Source organism: Tannerella forsythia (assembly GCF_001006485.1).
Classification (GTDB): Bacteria; Bacteroidota; Bacteroidia; order Bacteroidales; family Tannerellaceae; genus Tannerella; species Tannerella forsythia.
The window spans coordinates 46,226-65,587 of the sequence record NZ_JUET01000030.1; the positions used below are offsets into that span (position 1 = coordinate 46,226).

Below are 19,362 nucleotides of genomic sequence, written 5' to 3' on the forward strand. Positions count from 1 at the left end.
GACAGAAACAATGAACAAAATTATTTGTATCGGTTTAGGGTATATCGGTTTTCCGACGGCGGCGATGCTGGCCGGAAAGGGACTGACGGTGGTTGGTGTCGATATCAATGAACGGGTGGTCGAATCGGTGAATAAGGGTGAGACGCACATCGTAGAGCCGGGATTGTCGGAAGTGGTTGAACAAGTCGTGCGAAGCGGACATTTGCGCGCAACGATGCGGCCGGAAGAGGGCGACGTATACCTGATTGTCGTTCCGACACCTTTCAGAGGCAATCATGAGCCGGATATTTCGTATGTTGAAACGGCGATACGTTCGGTTATTCCCCTGTTGAAGAAAGGCAGTCTACTGATTATCGAATCGACCTCACCGGTAGGGACGACCGATAAAATGAAACAGCTCGTTTACGCCGAACGCCCGGAATTGGAAGGAGCCATTTACATGGCTTATTGTCCGGAAAGAGTACTGCCCGGCAATCTCCTTTATGAGCTGGAATATAACGACCGGGTGATCGGGGGGATTGATGAGGCTTCGACGCAAAAGGCCATGGAGTTTTATACGCTCTTCGTGAAAGGTAATCTGCATAAGACGAATGCCAAGACGGCCGAGATGTGTAAGCTGACGGAAAACTCGTCGCGCGATGTACAGATCGCTTTTGCCAACGAACTGTCTCTGATTTGCGACAAGGCCGGAATCAATGTTTGGGAGCTGATCGAGCTGGCCAATAAGCATCCTCGGGTGAATATCCTGCAGCCGGGTTGCGGTGTCGGCGGACATTGTATAGCGGTCGATCCGTACTTTCTGACTTCGGAATTTCCGGTAGAGTCACAGTTAATTGCCAAATCGCGCGAACTCAATAACTATAAAGCTTTCTGGTGTGCGGAAAAAATCAAAAACACCATGTTGGAATATGAGATGAAACGTTCGCGTAAGCCTGTCGTGGCGATTATGGGATTGGCCTTTAAACCGAATATCGACGACCTGCGGGAAAGTCCGGCAAAGTATATTACCCAAAAAGTCATGCAATCCGAGCCGGAAAATCTGCTGATTGTAGAACCCAACATACACGAACACCCGATCTTTAAGTTGACGGACTACCAAGCGGCTTATGAGCGGGCGGACATTGTCGTTTTCCTTGTTGCGCACAAAGAATTCAAGACGTTGGCATGGAACGAACAGAAAGTGATACTTGATTTCTGCGGGATATTCAAAAAGTAAGATGATGAAAAGAGTAATGTTAGTCTTCGGGACACGTCCCGAGGCGATCAAGATGGCTCCGCTTGTGCAGGAATTCCGAAAACATCCCGATCAATATGAAACGTTGGTCTGTGTAACGGGCCAACATCGGGAGATGTTGGATCAGGTGCTAAACATTTTCGGGATTGTTCCGAACTACGACTTGAACATCATGAAGCCGGGGCAGGATTTGTATGATGTCACAGCCCGAATCCTTTCCGGTATGCGTGATATCTTAACCCGGACCCAACCGGATGTGCTGCTGGTACATGGCGATACAACCACTTCGATGGCTGTTGCTTTGGCAGCATTCTATCAACAAATACCGGTAGGGCATGTGGAAGCAGGACTGCGGACACATAACATTTACAGTCCGTGGCCCGAAGAGATGAACCGGCAGATTACAGGCCGGATTGCAACATACCACTTCTCTCCTACACCGTTAAGCCGGGAGAATCTGCTGCGTGAAGGCATCGACAAGAGCCGTATTCTCGTCACCGGTAATACCGTGATTGATGCGCTCTATGCCGTAGTCAATAAGATGAAAGACGATGTTCCTTTACAATTATCACTCGAGAAAGAGCTGAAGGCCGCAGGCTATGATACAGGCCGATTGGTGACGGAAGAAGGGCGTCGCCTTGTGCTTATCACCGGGCACAGGCGCGAAAACTTCGGTGATGGGTTTCTACATATCTGCCGGGCGATTAAAATGTTGAGCGAGAAATATCCGGATGTCGATTTCGTTTATCCGATGCATCTGAATCCGAATGTTCGGAAACCGATCAAAGAGATTTTCGGAGAGAATTGTCAATCCAACTTATTCTTTATCGAGCCGCTGGAATACTTGTCGTTCGTATATCTGATGGAGAAAAGCCATATTGTCCTGACCGACAGCGGAGGCATACAGGAGGAAGCCCCCGGGCTGGGTAAGCCGGTACTCGTTATGCGTGATACGACGGAGCGTCCTGAAGCGCTGGAAGCCGGAACAGTCAAGCTGGTCGGAACGGATTATGATAAGATTGTCTCGGAAGTTTCGTCTTTGCTGGACGATGCCCAATATTACGAAAAAATGAGCCGGGCGGTCAACCCATATGGCGACGGAAAGGCTTGCGAGCGGATTGTTAACTCTTTTCAGCTTTCTTAAAAGATGAAAGTCATCTATGTAAATGTAACCATTCCGTCTTACACACATCCTTTATTGGAGCGAATCGTGTCAAAAGGATGTGACCTGATAATGCTTTTACCTCAAAACGATGACAAGACAGTCGGAACGGGAGTAAAACGTGCTGAGGCAAAAAAAACGTCCTATCGAATTTGTTATAGTCGCTCAAAGATCAAATGGTACGGTAAACCTGCCTTGATTGATCTGAAACATATTTTATTGGAGGAGAAACCGGGTATTCTGATGATCGGATGGCCTTATTTTTTGCATCTGTTTTTTGACCGGAGTATTCTCAAACTTATGAGGAAGAATAAGATTCGACTAATTCTACAGGAAATTCCTTTTCAAACCCCTCCTTTCGGAAAGCTGGGCTATTTCAAGGAGCATCCGGTATACAATGAAAACATGGAGCTACAAAGTCACGGATTGTGGTTTTATCTCCGTGCCATATTAACGATGTGGATACGGCGGTATATCTACAAAAAGGCAGATGCAACAGTCAACTATGCTTCTTGTGCATACGATGTTCTTCCTTCTTATGGAGTAAAGAGGGAAGATATCTTTGTTCGCTATAACACATCGGATACAGATGCATTATTTGAGCAGCGTGAAAAAGTGATATCAACACTTCCAATGCTCAAAGTATGTCCGCGTATTCTTCATATCGGACGATTGGTGAAATGGAAAAAGGTAGATTTGCTGGTTGAGGCTTTTCAGAAAATATCCGAAAAATATCCGGATACCGAACTGGTCATTATTGGAGATGGCCCTGAAAGACAAACACTGGAACAACAAGTCCTACAACTCGGATTAGAAGACAGAACTGTCTTTACGGGAGCAATTTATGATCCTCTGACATTGGGACAATATATGCACGAATCGAGTGTATATGTGTTGGCGGGTATGGGAGGCCTCTCGATTAACGACGCGATGTGTTTCTCTTTACCCGTAATTTGCTCCGTTTGTGACGGAACAGAAAAAGACCTGATAACAGATGGGGTAAATGGGTACATCTTTCAAGAAGGCAACGTTGATAGCCTCGCTTATAAAATCGACTTGGTTTTATCAGATAGAGCAAAAGCAAAAGTTATGGGAGAGGCTTCATATCGGGTAATAAAAGAAAAAATAAATTTAGAAACCGTTAGCCAGCGGTACATAGATGCGTTTAATTATGTAATAAGTAAACAACAATGAATAACAATCTGACCGATCGCTCTTTCTGGAAAACATACTGGAAAAACTATCAATACGGAAAAGTACCGCAGAAGATGTTTTTTGACCGTTTTCTTCCCAAAGATTTAAACCATAAGTCATTTATTGAGATCGGAGGTTTTCCGGGAACGATGTCCGCATATTTTCATCAAAAATACGGATGTTCGGTATCGCTGTTGGATTTCTATATCGATGAAGAGATGGTCCGTGAAACGGAGCGTGTCAATGACATAAAACCCGATACGATTGCCTGTATCGAACAGGATTTTTTTAACTTTTCTACGGACAGAAAATATGATATTGTTTTCTCTTTGGGATTTATCGAGCATTTCAACAATACGCGGGATGTAATTCTGCGGCATGTAGACTTACTCGCTTCCGGCGGACTTTTGCTTATTGTCTTGCCCAACTTGTTAGGGCTAAACGGATGGATACAGCACCGGTTTGATAAAGAGAATTATGATGCACATAATTTAAAGTCGATGGAGATCGATCGATTAAAGAAAATCATGGCGACATTCTCTTTGAAAGATTTACGTGTCGAATACACAAGAAAACCGATCGTATGGTTAGAGCCTAAGGCTAAAACGTCTTTAATGATCCGGCGGATGGTAAAGATGATAAGTTATGCGATCAAGTTGTTTCCCGTCAAAGGGAAGTTTTTGTCACCCTATATTGTGATTGCAGCGAGAAAATAAGATGAAGATACTCCTGCTCAGTACGTTTGAGTTACAAGGGGGCGCCGCCATCGCCTGCAAGCGTTTGCAGCAAGCGTTAGAGAAGCAGGGTATATCTGCTAAGATGCTGGTACGTGATAAGCAGACGGACGACGAACGGGTTTGCAGTATTTACGAGAAACAGCCTAAGTGGTTCGGCAAGTTCCGATTTTTATGGGAGCGTCTTGTTATCTGGTTAAATAACGGTTTTTCACGTCATAACTTATTTGCCGTATCGATTGCCAATACGGGATATCGTATTGACCGGCATCCTCTCGTAAAATGGGCGGATGTTATTCACTTGCATTGGGTCAATCAGGGTTTTCTATCCTTGAAGAGCATTGCAAAATTATCCTCATTGGGTAAACCTGTTGTTTGGACGATGCATGACCAGTGGGCATATACCGGAATATGTCACTATACCGGGGGATGTTTGAAATATTACACACAATGTCAGGCGTGTGCCAAACTAAAGCATGCCTGTAAAAAGGATTTATCTCGACGTATTTTTAAGAAAAAGGCGGAAATCTATCGTTCCGGAAAAATCACGTTTCTCGGTTGCAGCCAATGGATCGCTGATGAGGCACGAAAAAGCGCACTGTGTCATGAATCGAGGATCTGTTCCATCCCTAATGCGATTGATTGTACAGTTTATGAAAAAAAAAACAAAGCGGAAGTTCGCCAATCGCTCCATCTGCCCACAGATAAGAAATTGCTTTTATTCGGGGCTTGCAAGGTGACGGATGATCGGAAAGGTTTTAACTATCTGAAGGAGGCTTGCGAATATTTATCCCGACGGGAAAAAATATCGAAAGATGAGCTTCTGATTGTCGTTTTCGGCGGAAATTCGGAAGAAATTGCAGCCTTATTGCCTTATCCGGTATATCATGTCGGTTATATTCGTGATGCGGAGAAGATGATCGATTTATATAATGCGGTCGACCTGTTCGTTATTCCTTCGATGGAAGATAACCTTCCGAATACCATTATGGAAGCTATGGCATGCGGTATTCCTTGCGTCGGATTCGATGTGGGGGGAATTCCCGAAATGATCGATCATCGGCAGAACGGGTATGTGGCAGAATATAAGAATGCAGACGATTTAGCTAATGGTATCCATTGGATTTTGGAAGAAGCTGATCCGGAAATACTTTCGAAGAATGCACGTAAGAAGGTTGAGCAAAGCTATAGCGAAGAGATCGTAGCCAAACAGCACATAACATTATATCACAGTCTATTGTCATAATATATGTCTCCTCTGTTTTCCATTATCACCGTCACTTACAACGCAGAGAAAGTGTTGGAGCGGACGTTGCGAAGCGTTGCGGAACAATCGTATGCAAGGATCGAATATATTGTGATCGACGGAGCATCGACGGACGGGACGATGGAGATAGTTACGAGTTACAAGTCACAAAGTCCGGGATTGGTTCGGTTTGAAGTGATATCCGAGCCGGACAAGGGACTTTATGATGCAATGAACAAAGGACTTCGGGTGGCGACAGGCGATTACGTGTGGTTTCTCAATGCGGGTGATACGTTGCAGTCGCCGGAGACGGTGGCTCGGTTGACCGAGGTGGCCGAACGGAACGGAATGCCGGATATCCTTTACGGAGAGACGGACGTGGTGGATGAACAGGGGAAGTTCTTGGCGGCGCGTCGGCTGAAAGCGCCGGAGCATTTGACATGGAAGAGTTTCTGTACGGGTATGCTGGTCTGTCATCAGGCCTTTGTGATGAAGCGGGAGGCGGCACCGGAGTACGATTTGCAATACCGTTTCTCTGCCGATTTTGACTGGTGTATCCGTTGCATGAAACAATCCACGGCGATTGTCAATTCACATCTGCGTCTCATCCATTATCTCGCGGAGGGGATGACAACCCGCAACCGCAAGGCGTCGTTGAAAGAGCGCTACCGGATCATGTGTAACTATTACGGCACATTCCCGACCCGGATACGACACCTTTGGTTTGCCCTTCGTTTCTATTGGGCGAAGCTTTTCGGGAACAATTATTAGTGAATCGACATTATAATGTAAGAATTGAAAAGATAGAACATCATGAGCGATACATTGAAAAAAAGTTTGCCGCATATCTTAGCGGTATTGTTGTTTTTAGGGCTGTCCGTCATTTACTTCGCGCCGGAAGTATTCGACAATAAAGGGCTGATGCAGGGCGATGTGACGAGCGCACAAGGTTGGGGAAAAGATCTTGTCGATTACTATAAAGAAACGGGAGAGCACGCTTTCTGGTCGAACCGTATGTTTGCGGGGATGCCGCACAATTACGCGTATGGCGCACCGATCTTCAACATCTTCAGTTATGTGAGCCGTGTGTTCTCGCTCTACTTCCTTTCCGGAAACGCCTTTGTGGTTTTCCTCTCTCTCATCGGTTTCTACATTTTTATGATCGCTTTGGGGTGCAGACATTGGTTAAGTATCATCGGGGCGATCGCTTATGCGTTCGCGTCGTTCAATCTGATCAGTATTCATGCCGGACATGTGAATAAATGCCTTGTGATGGCCACGATGGCACCCGTTATCGGAGGAATTATTCTCTGCTATCGCAAGAAATATCTCTGGGGAAGCATCGTCACGCTTGTTTTTACGGGGATGAACATACTTTGGAGTCATCAACAGATCAGCTACTATCTGTTGATGATGATTCTTGTGTTGGCTGTAGTCTATTTGATCTATGCCATCCGTGAACATACGTTGCCCGATTATTTCAAATCGTCTGCTATTCTACTGGTCGTTGGTTTGCTGGCTATTGCTCCGGCGTTAGGTTCATTGATGAACTCGGCCGATTACGTAAAAGAGACGATGCGCGGCGGCGCCGTGTTGAAAGCCGATCCCGACGGAAAGAAAGAAAGCTCCGGACTGGATATCGACTATGCGTTCAACTGGAGCTACGGCAAAGGAGAAACGATGACGCTGCTGATACCTAATTTCTACGGAGCCAGCTCGCATTACGATATCGGCACGGATTCGGAGTGTTACCATTTCTTCAGCCGTAACGGACAGGCCGCACAAGGAAAACAATTCTGTCAGTACGCTCCGGCTTATTGGGGCGACCAACCTTTTACGGCCGGACCGGTTTATGTGGGAGCCGTCGTCTGCTTCCTGTTTGTGCTGGGGCTGCTTATCGTGCAAGGGCCCGAACGATGGTGGTTGCTTGCCGTGACCCTGATTTCGTTCGTCCTGTCGTGGGGGAAAAACGCCGGGATCAATGAGTTTCTGTTCCATCACCTGCCGCTGTACAACAAGTTCCGTACCCCCTCGATGGCACTCGTTATTGCGGAAGTATCGATGGTCGCACTGGCCGTGCTTGCCGTCAAAACGTTTCTTGAATACAAAGACGAGCGGAAGAAGCTGCTTCGTCCGTTATCGATCTCGGCCGGCATCACAGGAGGGCTGTGTCTGCTCTACGCTTTGTTCGGCGGCAGTGTGATGAGCTTTACAAGTCAGGCCGACACGCAGAATTTCGGTCAGTATCCCGATCTGCTGGTGGCTTTGGTCTCCGACCGTCAGAGCCTGCTATCGGCCGACGCGTGGCGCTCGTTTGTGTTTATCGCACTGGCGGCCGCGGCGTTATGGCTGTATATAAGAACATCGTATAAAACAGGGTATCTGCTGGCCATCTTCGGCGTACTGATTTTTATCGATGCGTGGACCGTCGATAAGCGTTTCCTGAATCACGACAGCTTTGTGCCGAAGAAGAAATCGCGCGAGATCGTGGCGACGGAAGTCGACAAACTCATCTTGCAGGACAAAGACCCGAACTATCGGGTATTGAACTTGACGAAAAATACGTTCAACGAGTCGGAGACGTCGTATTTCCATAAATCCGTCGGCGGATACAGCCCGGCCAAGCTGCGCCGTTATCAGGATATAATTGATTATCATTTCTCGCAACAGGGCATTAACCCGAAGGTGCTGAACATGCTCAATACACGTTATATCATCGTTCCGACTCAGCAAGGGCCGCAGGTGCAGAAGAACGACCGGGCGCTGGGTAATGTATGGTTCGTGAACGAGATTCAGTGGGTAAACTCGCCCGACGAAGAAATCGTTGCCTTAAACGACTTCGATCCGTCGCAGAAAGCAGTGATCGACATGGTCTGGAAAGAAAAGCTGGCCGACTGGGAGCAGTTACAACATGCGACGGACAGCGCGGCTTCGATCCGTCTGACTGACTGTGTCAATCCGGGTCATCTGCTCTACGAGAGCAATAGTACGCAACCTCGTCTGGCCGTCTTCTCCGAAGTGTTTTACAAAACATGGCGTGCGTATATCGACGGGCAGGAAGTGTCGCCGGTGCGGGTGAATTATATCTTGCGGGGATTGAAGGTGCCTGCGGGTCAGCATAAGATCGAGTTCAAGTGCATCGATGAGGTTTATCTTCGCAGTGCGAAAATCTCCATGACCGGCTCAATCATTGTGGGGATCGTCCTGATAGGACTGCTCGGTTTCGCGCTTTGGGATGCTATCCGGAAGAAAAAGCCGGCCATCGCCGAAACTTGACGCGCAAAAATATAACGAAATCTTTTTTAACCCAAAGTGAGGCTGTCTCAAAAGCAAAGACAGCCTCTTAAAAAAAGAGGCGTCTCGTTTTGAGGTGGCCTCTCTTTATTTGCAGGAAAACAATCACCATCATTTTCCATACCATGTTATAAACATCTGTGATTATTGGTTGCCTCCGCGATGATTTTCGCGATGCGGACGGCCTCCATTGTCACGACGGCCTCCGTTGTTGTTTTGACGTGGCGGACGTGCGGGACGTTCCGCTTCCTTATATCCTTCAGGTTTCGGCATCAATACTTTGCGAGAGAGTTTGAACTTGCCTGTCTTCGGATCGATATCGACCAGCTTCACCGTGATGCTGTCGCCTTCACGCAGTCCTGTTTCTTCGACCGTTTCCAGACGTTTCCAGTCGATCTCCGAGATGTGCAGCAGACCGTCTTTGCCCTGCATGAATTCGACAAAAGCGCCATAGGGCATGATGGATGAAATCTTACCTTCATACACTTCTCCTACTTCGGGTACGGCAACGATGGCCTTGATGGCACGCATTGCAGCATCGATCGATTCTTTATTCGTTGCCGAGACCTCAACAATGCCTTGATTGTCGACCTCTTCGATCGAGATTGTTGCCCCGCTCTTCTCCTGAATCCCCTGGATAATCTTCCCTCCCGGGCCGATTACCGCACCGATAAATTCTTTTCCGATAATCAGTGTCTCGATGCGTGGCGCATGAGGCTTAAGTTCGGCACGTGCTTCGGGCTGAGCGTCGGTAATCTTTCCGAGGATATGCATACGTCCTTCCTTGGCTTGTGCAAGGGCCTTTTCAAGAATCTCGTATGAAAGTCCGTCCACCTTGATATCCATCTGGGTCGCTGTAATACCGTCCTTCGTACCGGTCACTTTAAAGTCCATGTCGCCGAGATGGTCTTCATCGCCGAGGATATCGGAAAGAATCGCATAGTTCGTCCCTTTGTTTTCCGAAATCAACCCCATCGCAATCCCCGATACCGGCTTCTTGAGAGGCACACCGGCATCCCGTAACGCCAACGTCCCGGCGCAGACGGTCGCCATCGACGACGAACCGTTAGACTCGAGAATATCCGAAACGACACGCACGACATACGGATAGTCATTCGGGATCATCCGCTTGAGTGCACGGTGGGCAAGGTTTCCGTGTCCTACCTCGCGACGTCCCACACCGCGTTGCGGTCTGGCTTCACCGGTCGAGAAAGGCGGGAAATTGTAGTGTAGCAGGAAACGGTCACGTCCCTGATTCAACACGTCATCAACAATTTTCTCATCATTCTTCGTACCCAATGTGACGGTTGTGAGCGACTGTGTCTCACCGCGTGTAAAGATTGCGGCTCCGTGAGGCCCAGCCAAACAGTCGGTTTCGATCCAGATGGAGCGGATATCGGTTGTTTTCCGACCGTCGAGGCGCTTGCCTTCGTCGAGGATAGCCCGACGCATGGCTTCTTTTTCCACGTCGTGGTAGTAACGGTCGATCAGCGCCCCTTTCGTCTCCAACTCTTCTTCCGTATATTGAGCTTTGAATTCTTCTACGATCTTTTCAAAAGCTTCGGCACGTTCTTGTTTGCCCTGTCCCGAAACGGAGATCGCATACGCTTTGGCATAGAGGTCGTCGTGTACTTTCTTACGCAGGTCTTCGTCGTTCTCCTCATGGCAATATTCACGTTTAACCGTTTTTCCGCATGCAGCTTCGAGCTCTTTCTGAACGAGGCAGTGCTTTTTGATGGCTTCATGCGCCACCTTGATGGCTTCGAGCATCTCGCTCTCCTGCACTTCGCTCATCTCGCCTTCTACCATCATGATATTGTCATACGTGGCGCCGACCATGATGTCGATATCGGCCTTTTCGAGTTGCATAAAGGTCGGGTTGATGATAAATTGGCCGTCGACACGTGCCACACGCACTTCCGAGATCGGTCCTCCGAACGGGATGTCGGAAACGGCGAGGGCTGCCGAGGCGGCCAGTCCGGCCAATGCGTCCGGCATATCTTCACCGTCGGCAGAGAAAAGTATGATGTTTACAAATACTTCAGCATGATAATCGTCCGGGAACAACGGACGGAGTACGCGGTCGACTAATCGAGAGGTGAGCACTTCATAGTCGGAGGCTTTCCCTTCTCTGCGCGTAAAGCCGCCGGGAAAACGGCCAAATGCCGCAAATTTCTCCTTATAATCTACCTGAAGCGGCATAAAGTCCGTACCGGGCACTGCGTCTTTTGCCGCACAAACCGTGGCCAACAGCACTGTGCTTCCCATTCGGACAGTTACGGAACCATCAGCCTGCTTGGCCAACTTCCCGGTTTCGATGGTGATGATCCTTCCATCACCTAAATCAATCGTCTTTTCAATTACATTCATCTTTGTTTCTTTCGTTACGTCTAAAAACATCTAACTTCTTAAAATTCGGACAAAGGTAGAAAATTATTGACAATTAATCGTGAACGCGTCGTTTTTTTTCGGAGAAAGAGTCGTTGAGGGCCTTCTTCTCCCTCCTTGAAACAAGAAGAATGATATACCGCGAAAAGACTATCAGGCAGACCAATGACAACCTTCATCAAGACTTCGTTAGCATATCTCAGATTTTTTGTCTACGTTTGCAGAGAAATACATCATTCATATCTAAAATCATGGCAAAAGAAATCAAATTACTTTCACCGCAAGCCGTTTGGGGATATTTTTATGACCTGACGCAAATCCCGCGTCCGACGGGACATACCCAACAAGTGACGGAATATCTGAAAACGTTCGGCAAAGAACAGGGTCTGGAAACGCTTCAGGATGCGACAGGCAATGTGTTGATACGCAAGCCGGCTACGGCGGGATATGAAGACCGTGAAACCGTCATCATGCAATCCCATGTCGATATGGTGCCGCAGAAGAATGCGTCGGTAGTGCATGATTTTCTGACGGACCCGATCGATGCGTATGTCGATGGCGAATGGGTGACGGCTCGTGAGACGACGCTCGGCGCCGACAACGGCATGGGGATGGCATTAGCCATGGCGGTATTGTCGGACAAAACGTTGAAGCACGGCCCGCTCGAAGCTCTGTTCACGATCGATGAAGAAGTAGGGATGGATGGCGCCTCCGGCTTGAAACCCGGTTTTCTGAAAGGACGCATTCTGCTCAATGGCGACTCGGAAGAGGAGGGGAGGTTATATGTGGGCTGTGCCGGCGGTATAGACTTGAATATTTCTTTCCGTTATCAGGATGGAGCGCCACCCATCGAAGGGGATGTGGCCGTAAAAATTCTGCTTACGGGACTGAAAGGCGGCCATTCGGGTGTTGATATTCACCTTGGTCGCGCAAATGCCAATAAGCTGATGTTCCGCTTGCTGAAAGTGGCTGTGTGTGACTATGGCGCACGGTTAGCTACAATCGACGGCGGCTCGCTGCGCAATGCGATCCCTCGCGAAGCAACGGCCGTGATCACCCTTCCCGCCGACAATATCGAAGCTCTGTGGGAATTTATTGCCGACTATCAGGATTTATACCGCTCCGAATATAAGGGAATCGAGGAAAGCCTCTGTCTTACGGCCGAGATGACCGAAGCGCCGTCATCGCTAATCCCTGAAGAGATTCAGGACGATCTGATCAATGCCGTAGAAGGTTGCCAGAATGGGGTCATCAGTATGTTAAACGATTTTCCGGGGACGGTAGAATCCTCATCGAATCTGGCTGTCGTGAAGGCGGAAAACGGGGCGATCGATGTGAAGATTCTTGTACGAAGCTCATCGGAGAGCCGTAGGGAGTCTGTTTGCTCGTCGCTCGAAAGTGTCTTCTCGATGGCCGGCGCCAAAGTAGAATACGACAACGTCTACGGTGGCTGGCAACCGAACATCGATTCACCGATTCTGCGGACGATGGAAACGACGTACGAAAAACTTTTCGGGCAAAAGCCGGTCGTATCGGTGATGCATGCGGGTCTCGAATGCGGAATCATTCAGGAGGCATATCCTGATATGGATATGATTTCGTTCGGGCCGGACATCCGGTTCCCGCATTCTCCCGACGAAGCCGTTCGTATCGATTCGGTCGAAAAGGTATGGAAGCTGCTGACGGCTACTCTTGAAGATGCACCGCGTGCGTCGTCGTAAGAGGCCTGAAAGGCGCGCCCCTGTTTCTTGAAAAATCGTTACCTTTGCCGGTTCAATTTGAATGATTGCATGATGGCAAAGAAGACGGTGAAAGAAAAAGAAGAAGACGGGTACATCCTGATCAAGGGGGCGCGTGTCAACAATTTGAAAAATATCGATGTCAAGATTCCGCGCGATAAGTTCGTAGTGATTACCGGACTGTCAGGCAGCGGCAAGTCGTCGTTAGCATTCGATACGTTGTATGCCGAAGGCCAGCGACGCTATGTGGAGAGCCTCTCGGCTTACGCCCGTCAGTTTCTGGGACGCATGAGCAAGCCTGAATGCGATTACATCAAAGGTATTCCGCCGGCAATTGCCATCGAGCAGAAGGTCAGTGTCCGTAACCCGCGCTCGACAGTCGGTACATCGACCGAGATTTACGAATATCTCCGCTTGCTGTATGCCCGGCTGGGACAAACGATTTCGCCCGTTTCGGGGCAGAAAGTGAAGAAGCATCAAGTCTCCGATGTGGTGAAAAAGGCGTTGTCCTACCCTACCGGTATACGTTTTGCCGTTTATGCTCGGGTCGTTCTGCCTGAAGGGCGGACGCTCAAAGAACAGCTTGAAATCCTCCGGAAAGAGGGCTATACACGACTTGAAATCGATGGGAAAATCTATCGCATACAGGAAGTACTCGATGATGCCGGACTGACGGACACGAAGGATGCCGAGATTTTGATCGACCGGTTAGAGGTCTCGGACGACAAACTGCTGAAAAACCGTTTAGCCGACTCCGTTGAGACTGCTTTTTACGAAGGGCAGGGCACTTGTCGGCTGAAAGTCTATCGGACGGAATCGCCCGAAGTGTTCGAGTTCTCAAAACGTTTCGAGGCTGACGGGATAGTTTTCGAGGAGCCGACCGAGATGATGTTCAACTTTAACAATCCGCTGGGCGCCTGTCCCACATGTGAAGGATTCGGGAAGGTGCTGGGCATCGATGAAGATCTGGTGGTACCGGATAAAAGTCTGTCGATCTACGAGGGCGCTGTCGTCTGCTGGAAAGGCGAAGTGATGGGCGAGTGGTTGCGCGATTTTATCCATGCTGCGGTTAAACACGATTTCCCGATACACCGGCCTTACTTCGAGCTGACAGCGAAGGAGAAGGAACTGCTGTGGCACGGCGCACGAGGTGTCCATGGCATTGACGACTTTTTCAAGTTTGTCGAAAGCAATCAGTACAAGATACAGTACCGTGTCATGTTGGCGCGATATCGAGGCAAAACGACATGTCCGGCCTGCAAGGGCAGCCGGCTGAAACCTTCGGCGCTTCATGTACAGGTCGGCGGGAAGAATATGGCCGAACTGGTCACGATGCCGGTAAATGAAGTAAAGACATTCTTCGACTGGCTGGAACTGAGCGAAGCCGATACAATCATTGCCAAACGTCTGCTGACGGAGATTAATAACCGGCTGCAATTCCTGCTCGATGTCGGGCTGGGCTATCTGACGCTCGACCGTTTGTCGGCCACCCTTTCGGGAGGTGAGAGCCAGCGCATCAGCTTAGCTACTTCGTTGGGGAGCAGTCTTGTCGGGTCGCTCTATATCCTCGACGAGCCGAGTATCGGACTGCACTCGCGTGATACCGATATGCTAATCAAGGTGCTTCGCCAATTACAGGCGCTAGGCAATACGGTCGTCGTCGTAGAGCATGACGAGGAGATCATCCGTGCGGCAGACTATATCATCGATATCGGTCCGGCGGCGGGAAGGTTAGGGGGCGAGGTCGTCTACCAGGGTGCCGTAAACGGATTACGGCAACAGACCGACAGCCATACTGTACGTTATCTGACGGGGGAGGAGCAGATCGAAACGCCTCCTTATACACGTCCGTGGAATGAATATATTGAGATTAAAGGGGCGCGTAAGAATAATCTGAAACAGGTAGATGTAAAGTTTCCGCTGCATGTGATGACTGTTGTTACGGGTGTCAGCGGGTCGGGTAAGAGCTCGCTTGTACGCGACATTCTTTACGAAGGTGTGAAGCGTTTACTTGACGATGCGCCGGCATCGGTCGAATGTGCGTCGATCACAGGAGATATCCGCCGGATCGAAGCCATCGAATTTGTAGATCAGAATTCGATCGGTAAGAGCTCACGTTCCAATCCGGTGACTTACATCGGAGCCTACGACGAGATACGCAAGCTGTTTGCCGAACAGCCTTTAGCCCGTCAGATGGGCTATCAGGCGGCACATTTCTCTTTCAATAAAGAGGGCGGTCGCTGCGAAGAGTGCAAGGGGGAAGGACGGATCACGGTCGAGATGCAGTTTATGGCCGATATCATGCTTGAATGCGAGGCCTGCCACGGTAAACGGTTCAATGTCGATACTTTGGAGGTCGAATACCACGGAGCGAATATCTACGATGTGCTTGAGATGACGGTAAGTCAGGCAATTGAATTTTTCGGAGCGCAAAAAGATGCGCAGGCCAAGAAAGTGGTGAAGAAGTTAAAACCTCTGCAAGAGGTAGGGCTCGGATATATCAAGTTGGGACAGACCTCTTCGACTCTTTCGGGAGGCGAGAACCAGCGTGTCAAGCTCGCGTATTACCTGAGTCAGGAAAAGCAGGCGCCTACCATGTTCGTGTTTGACGAACCGACGACGGGGCTTCATTTTCACGATATCAAGACGTTGCTCAAAGCGTTTAACGCCCTGATCGACCGGGGGCACACGGCCGTAATCATCGAGCATCACCCCGACGTCATCAAATGTGCCGATTATATCATCGATTTAGGCCCCGAAGGAGGGAAAGCGGGCGGGCAAGTAGTCTGTGCAGGTACGCCTCACGATATTGCCGCCTGCGAACAGTCATATACAGGGAAATACCTGAAAGAAAAGCTGAAAAAATAATGTCGAGAAAGGCTTGATCAGCAAAAACATTTTAATCAAGCCTCCTCTCCTTCGCAAATTCGGGCGAGACATAATTGGAAAAGCTCCCGCACACATCGGCCGCGAACTCCATACCGCAACGAATGATCTTGCTCCATACCATCTCGCTCAGTCGTGATAAATCGTGATATCCGATGCCGTATTTGATGAGGCCATAGACGATGCCGGCATTGAAATTATCGCCGGCACCGATCGTACTGACCGGTGTCAGAGGTTGCACGTCATAATGTATTTTTCCCTCTTCCGTATATAGATTCACGCCGTCCTTTCCATGTGTCGTAATCAGTCGTTTACAGTAGAATTTTACTTCGTTCCGGTAAATATCGTCCGTGTCCGATTTCCGGTATAAATTCATAAAATCTTCGTCCGATCCTCTGACGATATCCGCAAATTCATAATTGTCCATTACCGTCGGGCGGAGTTGAATCGCTTCATGCGCATGTGCCTTACGGAAGTTCAGATCATAATAGATGATGGCCCGCTGTGCTTTGGCGTATTCGACAATTTCCGTTACCCGCTCACGCATAACAGGATTCAGCGCATAGTAAGAGCCGAAGATCAGAATGTCATCCGGATGAATCATCGGGAGATGGCCGTTCAGACGTTTGGAGGGATGTTGCGTATAAAAGAGATATTCGGCATCTTTGTCCTCGGACAGGAAAGCTAAAGAGACCGGACTCTTCATATCCGGAGAGCAATCCATGAAGTCAGTGGTCATCCCGTTCGACTTCATAAAATCGCAAATCATTTTCCCGACCCGGTCTTCGCCTAATTCGCTCGTGAACGAGACGGGAATCCCGATCCGACTCAATGAGACCATCGAATTAAATGTTGAGCCGCCCGGCACCGCAACATGCGGCCGGTTGTCCTGAAAAATTATATCCAGAATCGTTTCGCCGATACCGATCACCTGCCGCATGACTCCTCCTGTTCCATTCTGCTTTGCCGACGGCTCTTCGACCCCAGATACCCCCCATGATGCCGTTTGGCATAATCGGTATTCGTGAATCCGATACGTTTCATGGTTCCGACAACTAATACATCACCGATCACCGTCATGACGGTGGTTGATGTTGTGGGTGTCAATCCCAGTGCACACACCTCTTTCGGCGCTCCGGTCGGGAGGCATACGGCAGCCTCTTGGGCTAACCGGCTTTCCGGATCGGACGTGATTACAATAAACGGTATATCTTCTACCAGTCCCCGTGTTAGCTGTACCAGCTCCAACAGCTCGCGTGTCTTTCCCGAATTTGAGACCAGCAGCATCACGTCGTTCGGGCAGACAATGCCCAGATCGCCATGCTGTGCTTCGCTGGGATGCAAGAAGAATGCCGGCGTCCCTGTTGAACTGAACGTTGTTGCGATATTCATCGCAATCTGTCCCGCTTTGCCCATACCGCTTGTGATCAGCTTGCCTCCTTGGTCGTGAACATGCTTTACAATCAAATCTACCGCTTCCGTATAGTGTTCTGTTACAGGAATACGGCGAACAGCATCCGCCTCCTGCTCAATAATCGATCGTATCTCTTTTATCATCATAGTTGCAAAAGTAAGCGAATAATTTTTTTCGGCAACTATAAAATAACGTATATTTGCATCCGTTGAATAAAAAATGAATAAAAAATACGCTTGTATGAAAATGAATAAAATATGCTATTGGGTTGTTATATACGGTTTTATGTTTGCTTTGGAAGCTTGTCGAGAAAGCACGCCTGAATTTACGGTCACTGGAATCGTCGCCGGAGCTGACGGACAAACCATGTACATGGAAAATATCGGCTTGTCGGATATCCGGCTGATCGACTCCGTCAAACTCAACTCGTCCGGTAAATTCACATTCAAAACCGAACGGCCCCGATACCCTGATTTCTATCGATTGAGACTAAAGAAGCAATGGATTAATTTTGCTATCGACTCTACCGAGACCGTCACCTTTACAGCCGATGCTAAAACGTTCGCCACCTCCTATACGGTGGAAGGATCCGAAAACAGTGCGGCTATCAAAGAGATTACGCTCGCTCAGTTGGATGCTGATCAGGAGATGAGTCGCATACGCAGTGAATATCGCTCCGGCGTCCTTTCCGACACGGCGTATCGGCGGCGAACCCTTGCCATGGCTGAAGCTTATAAACAGGTGGCGCGCAAATATATTTATGCCAGACCCATGTCTACCGCGGCATACTATGCCTTGTTCCAACAAGTCGACGGTCTGCTGTTTTTCGATCCTTACGATAAGGCAGACTCTCGCTCGTTCGGCGCTGTGGCGACCAGCTATAATCATCTCTATCCCGAAAGTCCGCGTGCCAAACATCTTTATAACCTGGCATTGCAGTCGCTCAAAGTGATTCGTAGCCAACAGGCCCTCGACTTAAATCAGATAGAAAAGCGGGAAATCGACATGTTGGATATTGAACTGCCCGATCTTCGCGGTATTGGCGTAAAACTCTCGGAGATGGCAAAAGACAAAGTGACGATTCTTAATTTCACGGCTTATGAGACGGAATGGGCACCCTCGCTTAACCTGACGCTGGGTTCACTCTATGAAAAGTATCATAGCCGAGGTTTGGAAATCTATCAGGTTTCCTTAGATGCGGATATTCACCTTTGGAAGAATGTGGCATCCAACATGGCCTGGACATGTGTGCATGACCCCCAATCCGTCTACTCGCAGGCTGCTGCACTCTATAATGTCAAACAACTTCCGGCCGTCTTTTTGCTCAACCGGCGAGGCATTCTGGTTAAACGCGTCGATGATCCGAATGTTCTTGAGAAAGACATCGAAGCCCTCCTGTAAAGAAAAGAAATAGGGTATGATGTTATAAAGCAGTATTTCGGAATTTGGATATATGTAAAATATCTCCTATTTTTGCATCCGAATATAATAAGTGGTAAACAACTGGATTCCGGTCGAAACATTCTTTCTTGACCGGGATTCTTTTTTTATTTTTAAATTAAACGACTTAAACGACGAGGGAGGACATACAAATGGGTGTTACGTATATGACAGAAGAAGGTTACAACAAGATTCTGTCCGAAATCAATTATCTCGAAAGCGTCAAACGTCCTGAGATATCGGCACAGATCGCAGAAGCGCGCGACAAAGGCGACTTGTCCGAGAATGCGGAATACGATGCTGCGAAAGAAGCGCAAGGGATTCTGGAAGGAAAGATTGCACAATTGAAAGGGCTAATCTCCAACGCGCGACTCATTGATGAAGCACAGATCAAGACGGATGTTGTGCAGATTATGAATAAGGTGAAGATCAAGAATCTGCAAAATAAAGCGGTCATGACTTATACGCTCGTGTCTGACTCGGAAGCCAATTTGAAAGAGAACAAAATCGCAGTCAGCACTCCGATCGCACAGGGACTGATGGGGAAAAGAGTAGGCGATATCGCTGAAATCCAAGTTCCTTCAGGCATAATGAAGTTTGAAATCATGGAAATATCCATCTAATCAAAGAT

At 48.5% G+C, this 19,362-nt stretch carries 14 protein-coding genes; 11 read left to right on the top strand and 3 right to left on the bottom strand.

Annotation, left to right across the window (positions count from 1 at the left end):
• Positions 1-10: 10 nt before the first annotated feature.
• From wecC to Tanf_RS01300, 7 genes are read left to right on the top strand one after another with little or no spacing between them, the layout of a single operon-like run.
• Entirely contained in the window at positions 11-1,216 is a 1,206-nt protein-coding gene (gene wecC, locus Tanf_RS01270; RefSeq protein ID WP_046824645.1) for a UDP-N-acetyl-D-mannosamine dehydrogenase, read from the top strand.
• Positions 1,217-1,220: 4 nt separating this feature from the next.
• Positions 1,221-2,378 carry a non-hydrolyzing UDP-N-acetylglucosamine 2-epimerase gene (gene wecB / locus Tanf_RS01275; RefSeq protein WP_046824646.1) on the top strand — a complete coding sequence of 386 codons (1,158 nt, stop codon included), beginning with the start codon at positions 1,221-1,223 and terminating at the stop codon, positions 2,376-2,378.
• 3 nt (positions 2,379-2,381) lie between these two features.
• Positions 2,382-3,590, top strand: a complete 1,209-nt coding sequence (locus tag Tanf_RS01280; RefSeq protein WP_046824608.1) for a glycosyltransferase — start codon at positions 2,382-2,384, stop codon at positions 3,588-3,590.
• Entirely contained in the window at positions 3,587-4,306 is a 720-nt protein-coding gene (locus Tanf_RS01285) for a class I SAM-dependent methyltransferase (protein ID WP_052448963.1), read from the top strand. Before Tanf_RS01280 ends, Tanf_RS01285 begins: the two co-directional genes overlap by 4 nt.
• 1 nt (position 4,307) lies before the next feature.
• Positions 4,308-5,570: a glycosyltransferase family 4 protein gene (locus Tanf_RS01290; protein WP_046824609.1), complete on the top strand. Its 1,263-nt coding sequence runs from the start codon at positions 4,308-4,310 to the stop codon at positions 5,568-5,570.
• A 3-nt stretch (positions 5,571-5,573) separates the two neighbouring features.
• The gene (locus tag Tanf_RS01295) at positions 5,574-6,341 is read left to right on the top strand and encodes a glycosyltransferase family 2 protein (protein WP_046824610.1); all 768 of its coding nucleotides are present in this window, start codon (positions 5,574-5,576) and stop codon (positions 6,339-6,341) included.
• A 42-nt stretch (positions 6,342-6,383) separates the two neighbouring features.
• Positions 6,384-8,846 carry a glycosyltransferase family protein gene (locus Tanf_RS01300; protein WP_046824611.1) on the top strand — a complete coding sequence of 821 codons (2,463 nt, stop codon included), beginning with the start codon at positions 6,384-6,386 and terminating at the stop codon, positions 8,844-8,846.
• A gap of 162 nt (positions 8,847-9,008) precedes the next feature.
• Here Tanf_RS01300 and Tanf_RS01305 read toward each other — a convergent pair whose 3' ends face one another.
• Positions 9,009-11,234, bottom strand: a complete 2,226-nt coding sequence (locus Tanf_RS01305) for a polyribonucleotide nucleotidyltransferase (protein WP_046824648.1) — start codon at positions 11,232-11,234, stop codon at positions 9,009-9,011.
• A gap of 269 nt (positions 11,235-11,503) precedes the next feature.
• Between Tanf_RS01305 and Tanf_RS01310 the strand changes: the two genes are divergently transcribed.
• Complete coding sequence (locus Tanf_RS01310; RefSeq protein ID WP_046824612.1) at positions 11,504-12,973, top strand: aminoacyl-histidine dipeptidase; 1,470 nt, start codon at positions 11,504-11,506, stop codon at positions 12,971-12,973.
• A 69-nt stretch (positions 12,974-13,042) separates the two neighbouring features.
• Positions 13,043-15,859, top strand: a complete 2,817-nt coding sequence (gene uvrA / locus Tanf_RS01315) for an excinuclease ABC subunit UvrA (RefSeq protein ID WP_080948518.1) — start codon at positions 13,043-13,045, stop codon at positions 15,857-15,859.
• Between the two features lie 31 nt (positions 15,860-15,890).
• Here uvrA and Tanf_RS01320 read toward each other — a convergent pair whose 3' ends face one another.
• Both Tanf_RS01320 and Tanf_RS01325 read right to left on the bottom strand, forming a co-directional pair.
• Positions 15,891-16,817, bottom strand: a complete 927-nt coding sequence (locus Tanf_RS01320; RefSeq protein WP_046824613.1) for a carbohydrate kinase family protein — start codon at positions 16,815-16,817, stop codon at positions 15,891-15,893.
• Positions 16,805-17,437, bottom strand: coding sequence for an SIS domain-containing protein (locus Tanf_RS01325; protein ID WP_041590674.1), 633 nt, complete (start codon positions 17,435-17,437; stop codon positions 16,805-16,807). Before Tanf_RS01325 ends, Tanf_RS01320 begins: the two co-directional genes overlap by 13 nt.
• A gap of 94 nt (positions 17,438-17,531) precedes the next feature.
• On the opposite strand from Tanf_RS01325, the gene Tanf_RS01330 reads away from it, so the two are divergent.
• Both Tanf_RS01330 and greA read left to right on the top strand, forming a co-directional pair.
• Positions 17,532-18,692 carry a TlpA disulfide reductase family protein gene (locus Tanf_RS01330; RefSeq protein WP_046824650.1) on the top strand — a complete coding sequence of 387 codons (1,161 nt, stop codon included), beginning with the start codon at positions 17,532-17,534 and terminating at the stop codon, positions 18,690-18,692.
• A 191-nt stretch (positions 18,693-18,883) separates the two neighbouring features.
• Positions 18,884-19,354, top strand: coding sequence for a transcription elongation factor GreA (greA, locus tag Tanf_RS01335; RefSeq protein ID WP_041590673.1), 471 nt, complete (start codon positions 18,884-18,886; stop codon positions 19,352-19,354).
• Positions 19,355-19,362: the final 8 nt, after the last annotated feature.

What these genes read in the sequence shown, in the direction of transcription:
- uvrA (WP_080948518.1), top strand. Translation starts at nt 13,043, where the DNA reads ATGATGGCAAAGAAGACGGTGAAAGAAAAAGAAGAAGACGGGTACATC.
- wecB (WP_046824646.1), top strand. Translation starts at nt 1,221, where the DNA reads ATGAAAAGAGTAATGTTAGTCTTCGGGACACGTCCCGAGGCGATCAAG.
- Tanf_RS01280 (WP_046824608.1), top strand. Translation starts at nt 2,382, where the DNA reads ATGAAAGTCATCTATGTAAATGTAACCATTCCGTCTTACACACATCCT.
- Tanf_RS01325 (WP_041590674.1), bottom strand. Translation starts at nt 17,437, where the DNA reads ATGATGATAAAAGAGATACGATCGATTATTGAGCAGGAGGCGGATGCT.
- Tanf_RS01330 (WP_046824650.1), top strand. Translation starts at nt 17,532, where the DNA reads ATGAAAATGAATAAAATATGCTATTGGGTTGTTATATACGGTTTTATG.
- Tanf_RS01285 (WP_052448963.1), top strand. Translation starts at nt 3,587, where the DNA reads ATGAATAACAATCTGACCGATCGCTCTTTCTGGAAAACATACTGGAAA.
- Tanf_RS01290 (WP_046824609.1), top strand. Translation starts at nt 4,308, where the DNA reads ATGAAGATACTCCTGCTCAGTACGTTTGAGTTACAAGGGGGCGCCGCC.
- Tanf_RS01320 (WP_046824613.1), bottom strand. Translation starts at nt 16,817, where the DNA reads ATGCGGCAGGTGATCGGTATCGGCGAAACGATTCTGGATATAATTTTT.
- greA (WP_041590673.1), top strand. Translation starts at nt 18,884, where the DNA reads ATGGGTGTTACGTATATGACAGAAGAAGGTTACAACAAGATTCTGTCC.
- Tanf_RS01300 (WP_046824611.1), top strand. Translation starts at nt 6,384, where the DNA reads ATGAGCGATACATTGAAAAAAAGTTTGCCGCATATCTTAGCGGTATTG.
- Tanf_RS01305 (WP_046824648.1), bottom strand. Translation starts at nt 11,234, where the DNA reads ATGAATGTAATTGAAAAGACGATTGATTTAGGTGATGGAAGGATCATC.
- Tanf_RS01295 (WP_046824610.1), top strand. Translation starts at nt 5,574, where the DNA reads ATGTCTCCTCTGTTTTCCATTATCACCGTCACTTACAACGCAGAGAAA.
- Tanf_RS01310 (WP_046824612.1), top strand. Translation starts at nt 11,504, where the DNA reads ATGGCAAAAGAAATCAAATTACTTTCACCGCAAGCCGTTTGGGGATAT.
- wecC (WP_046824645.1), top strand. Translation starts at nt 11, where the DNA reads ATGAACAAAATTATTTGTATCGGTTTAGGGTATATCGGTTTTCCGACG.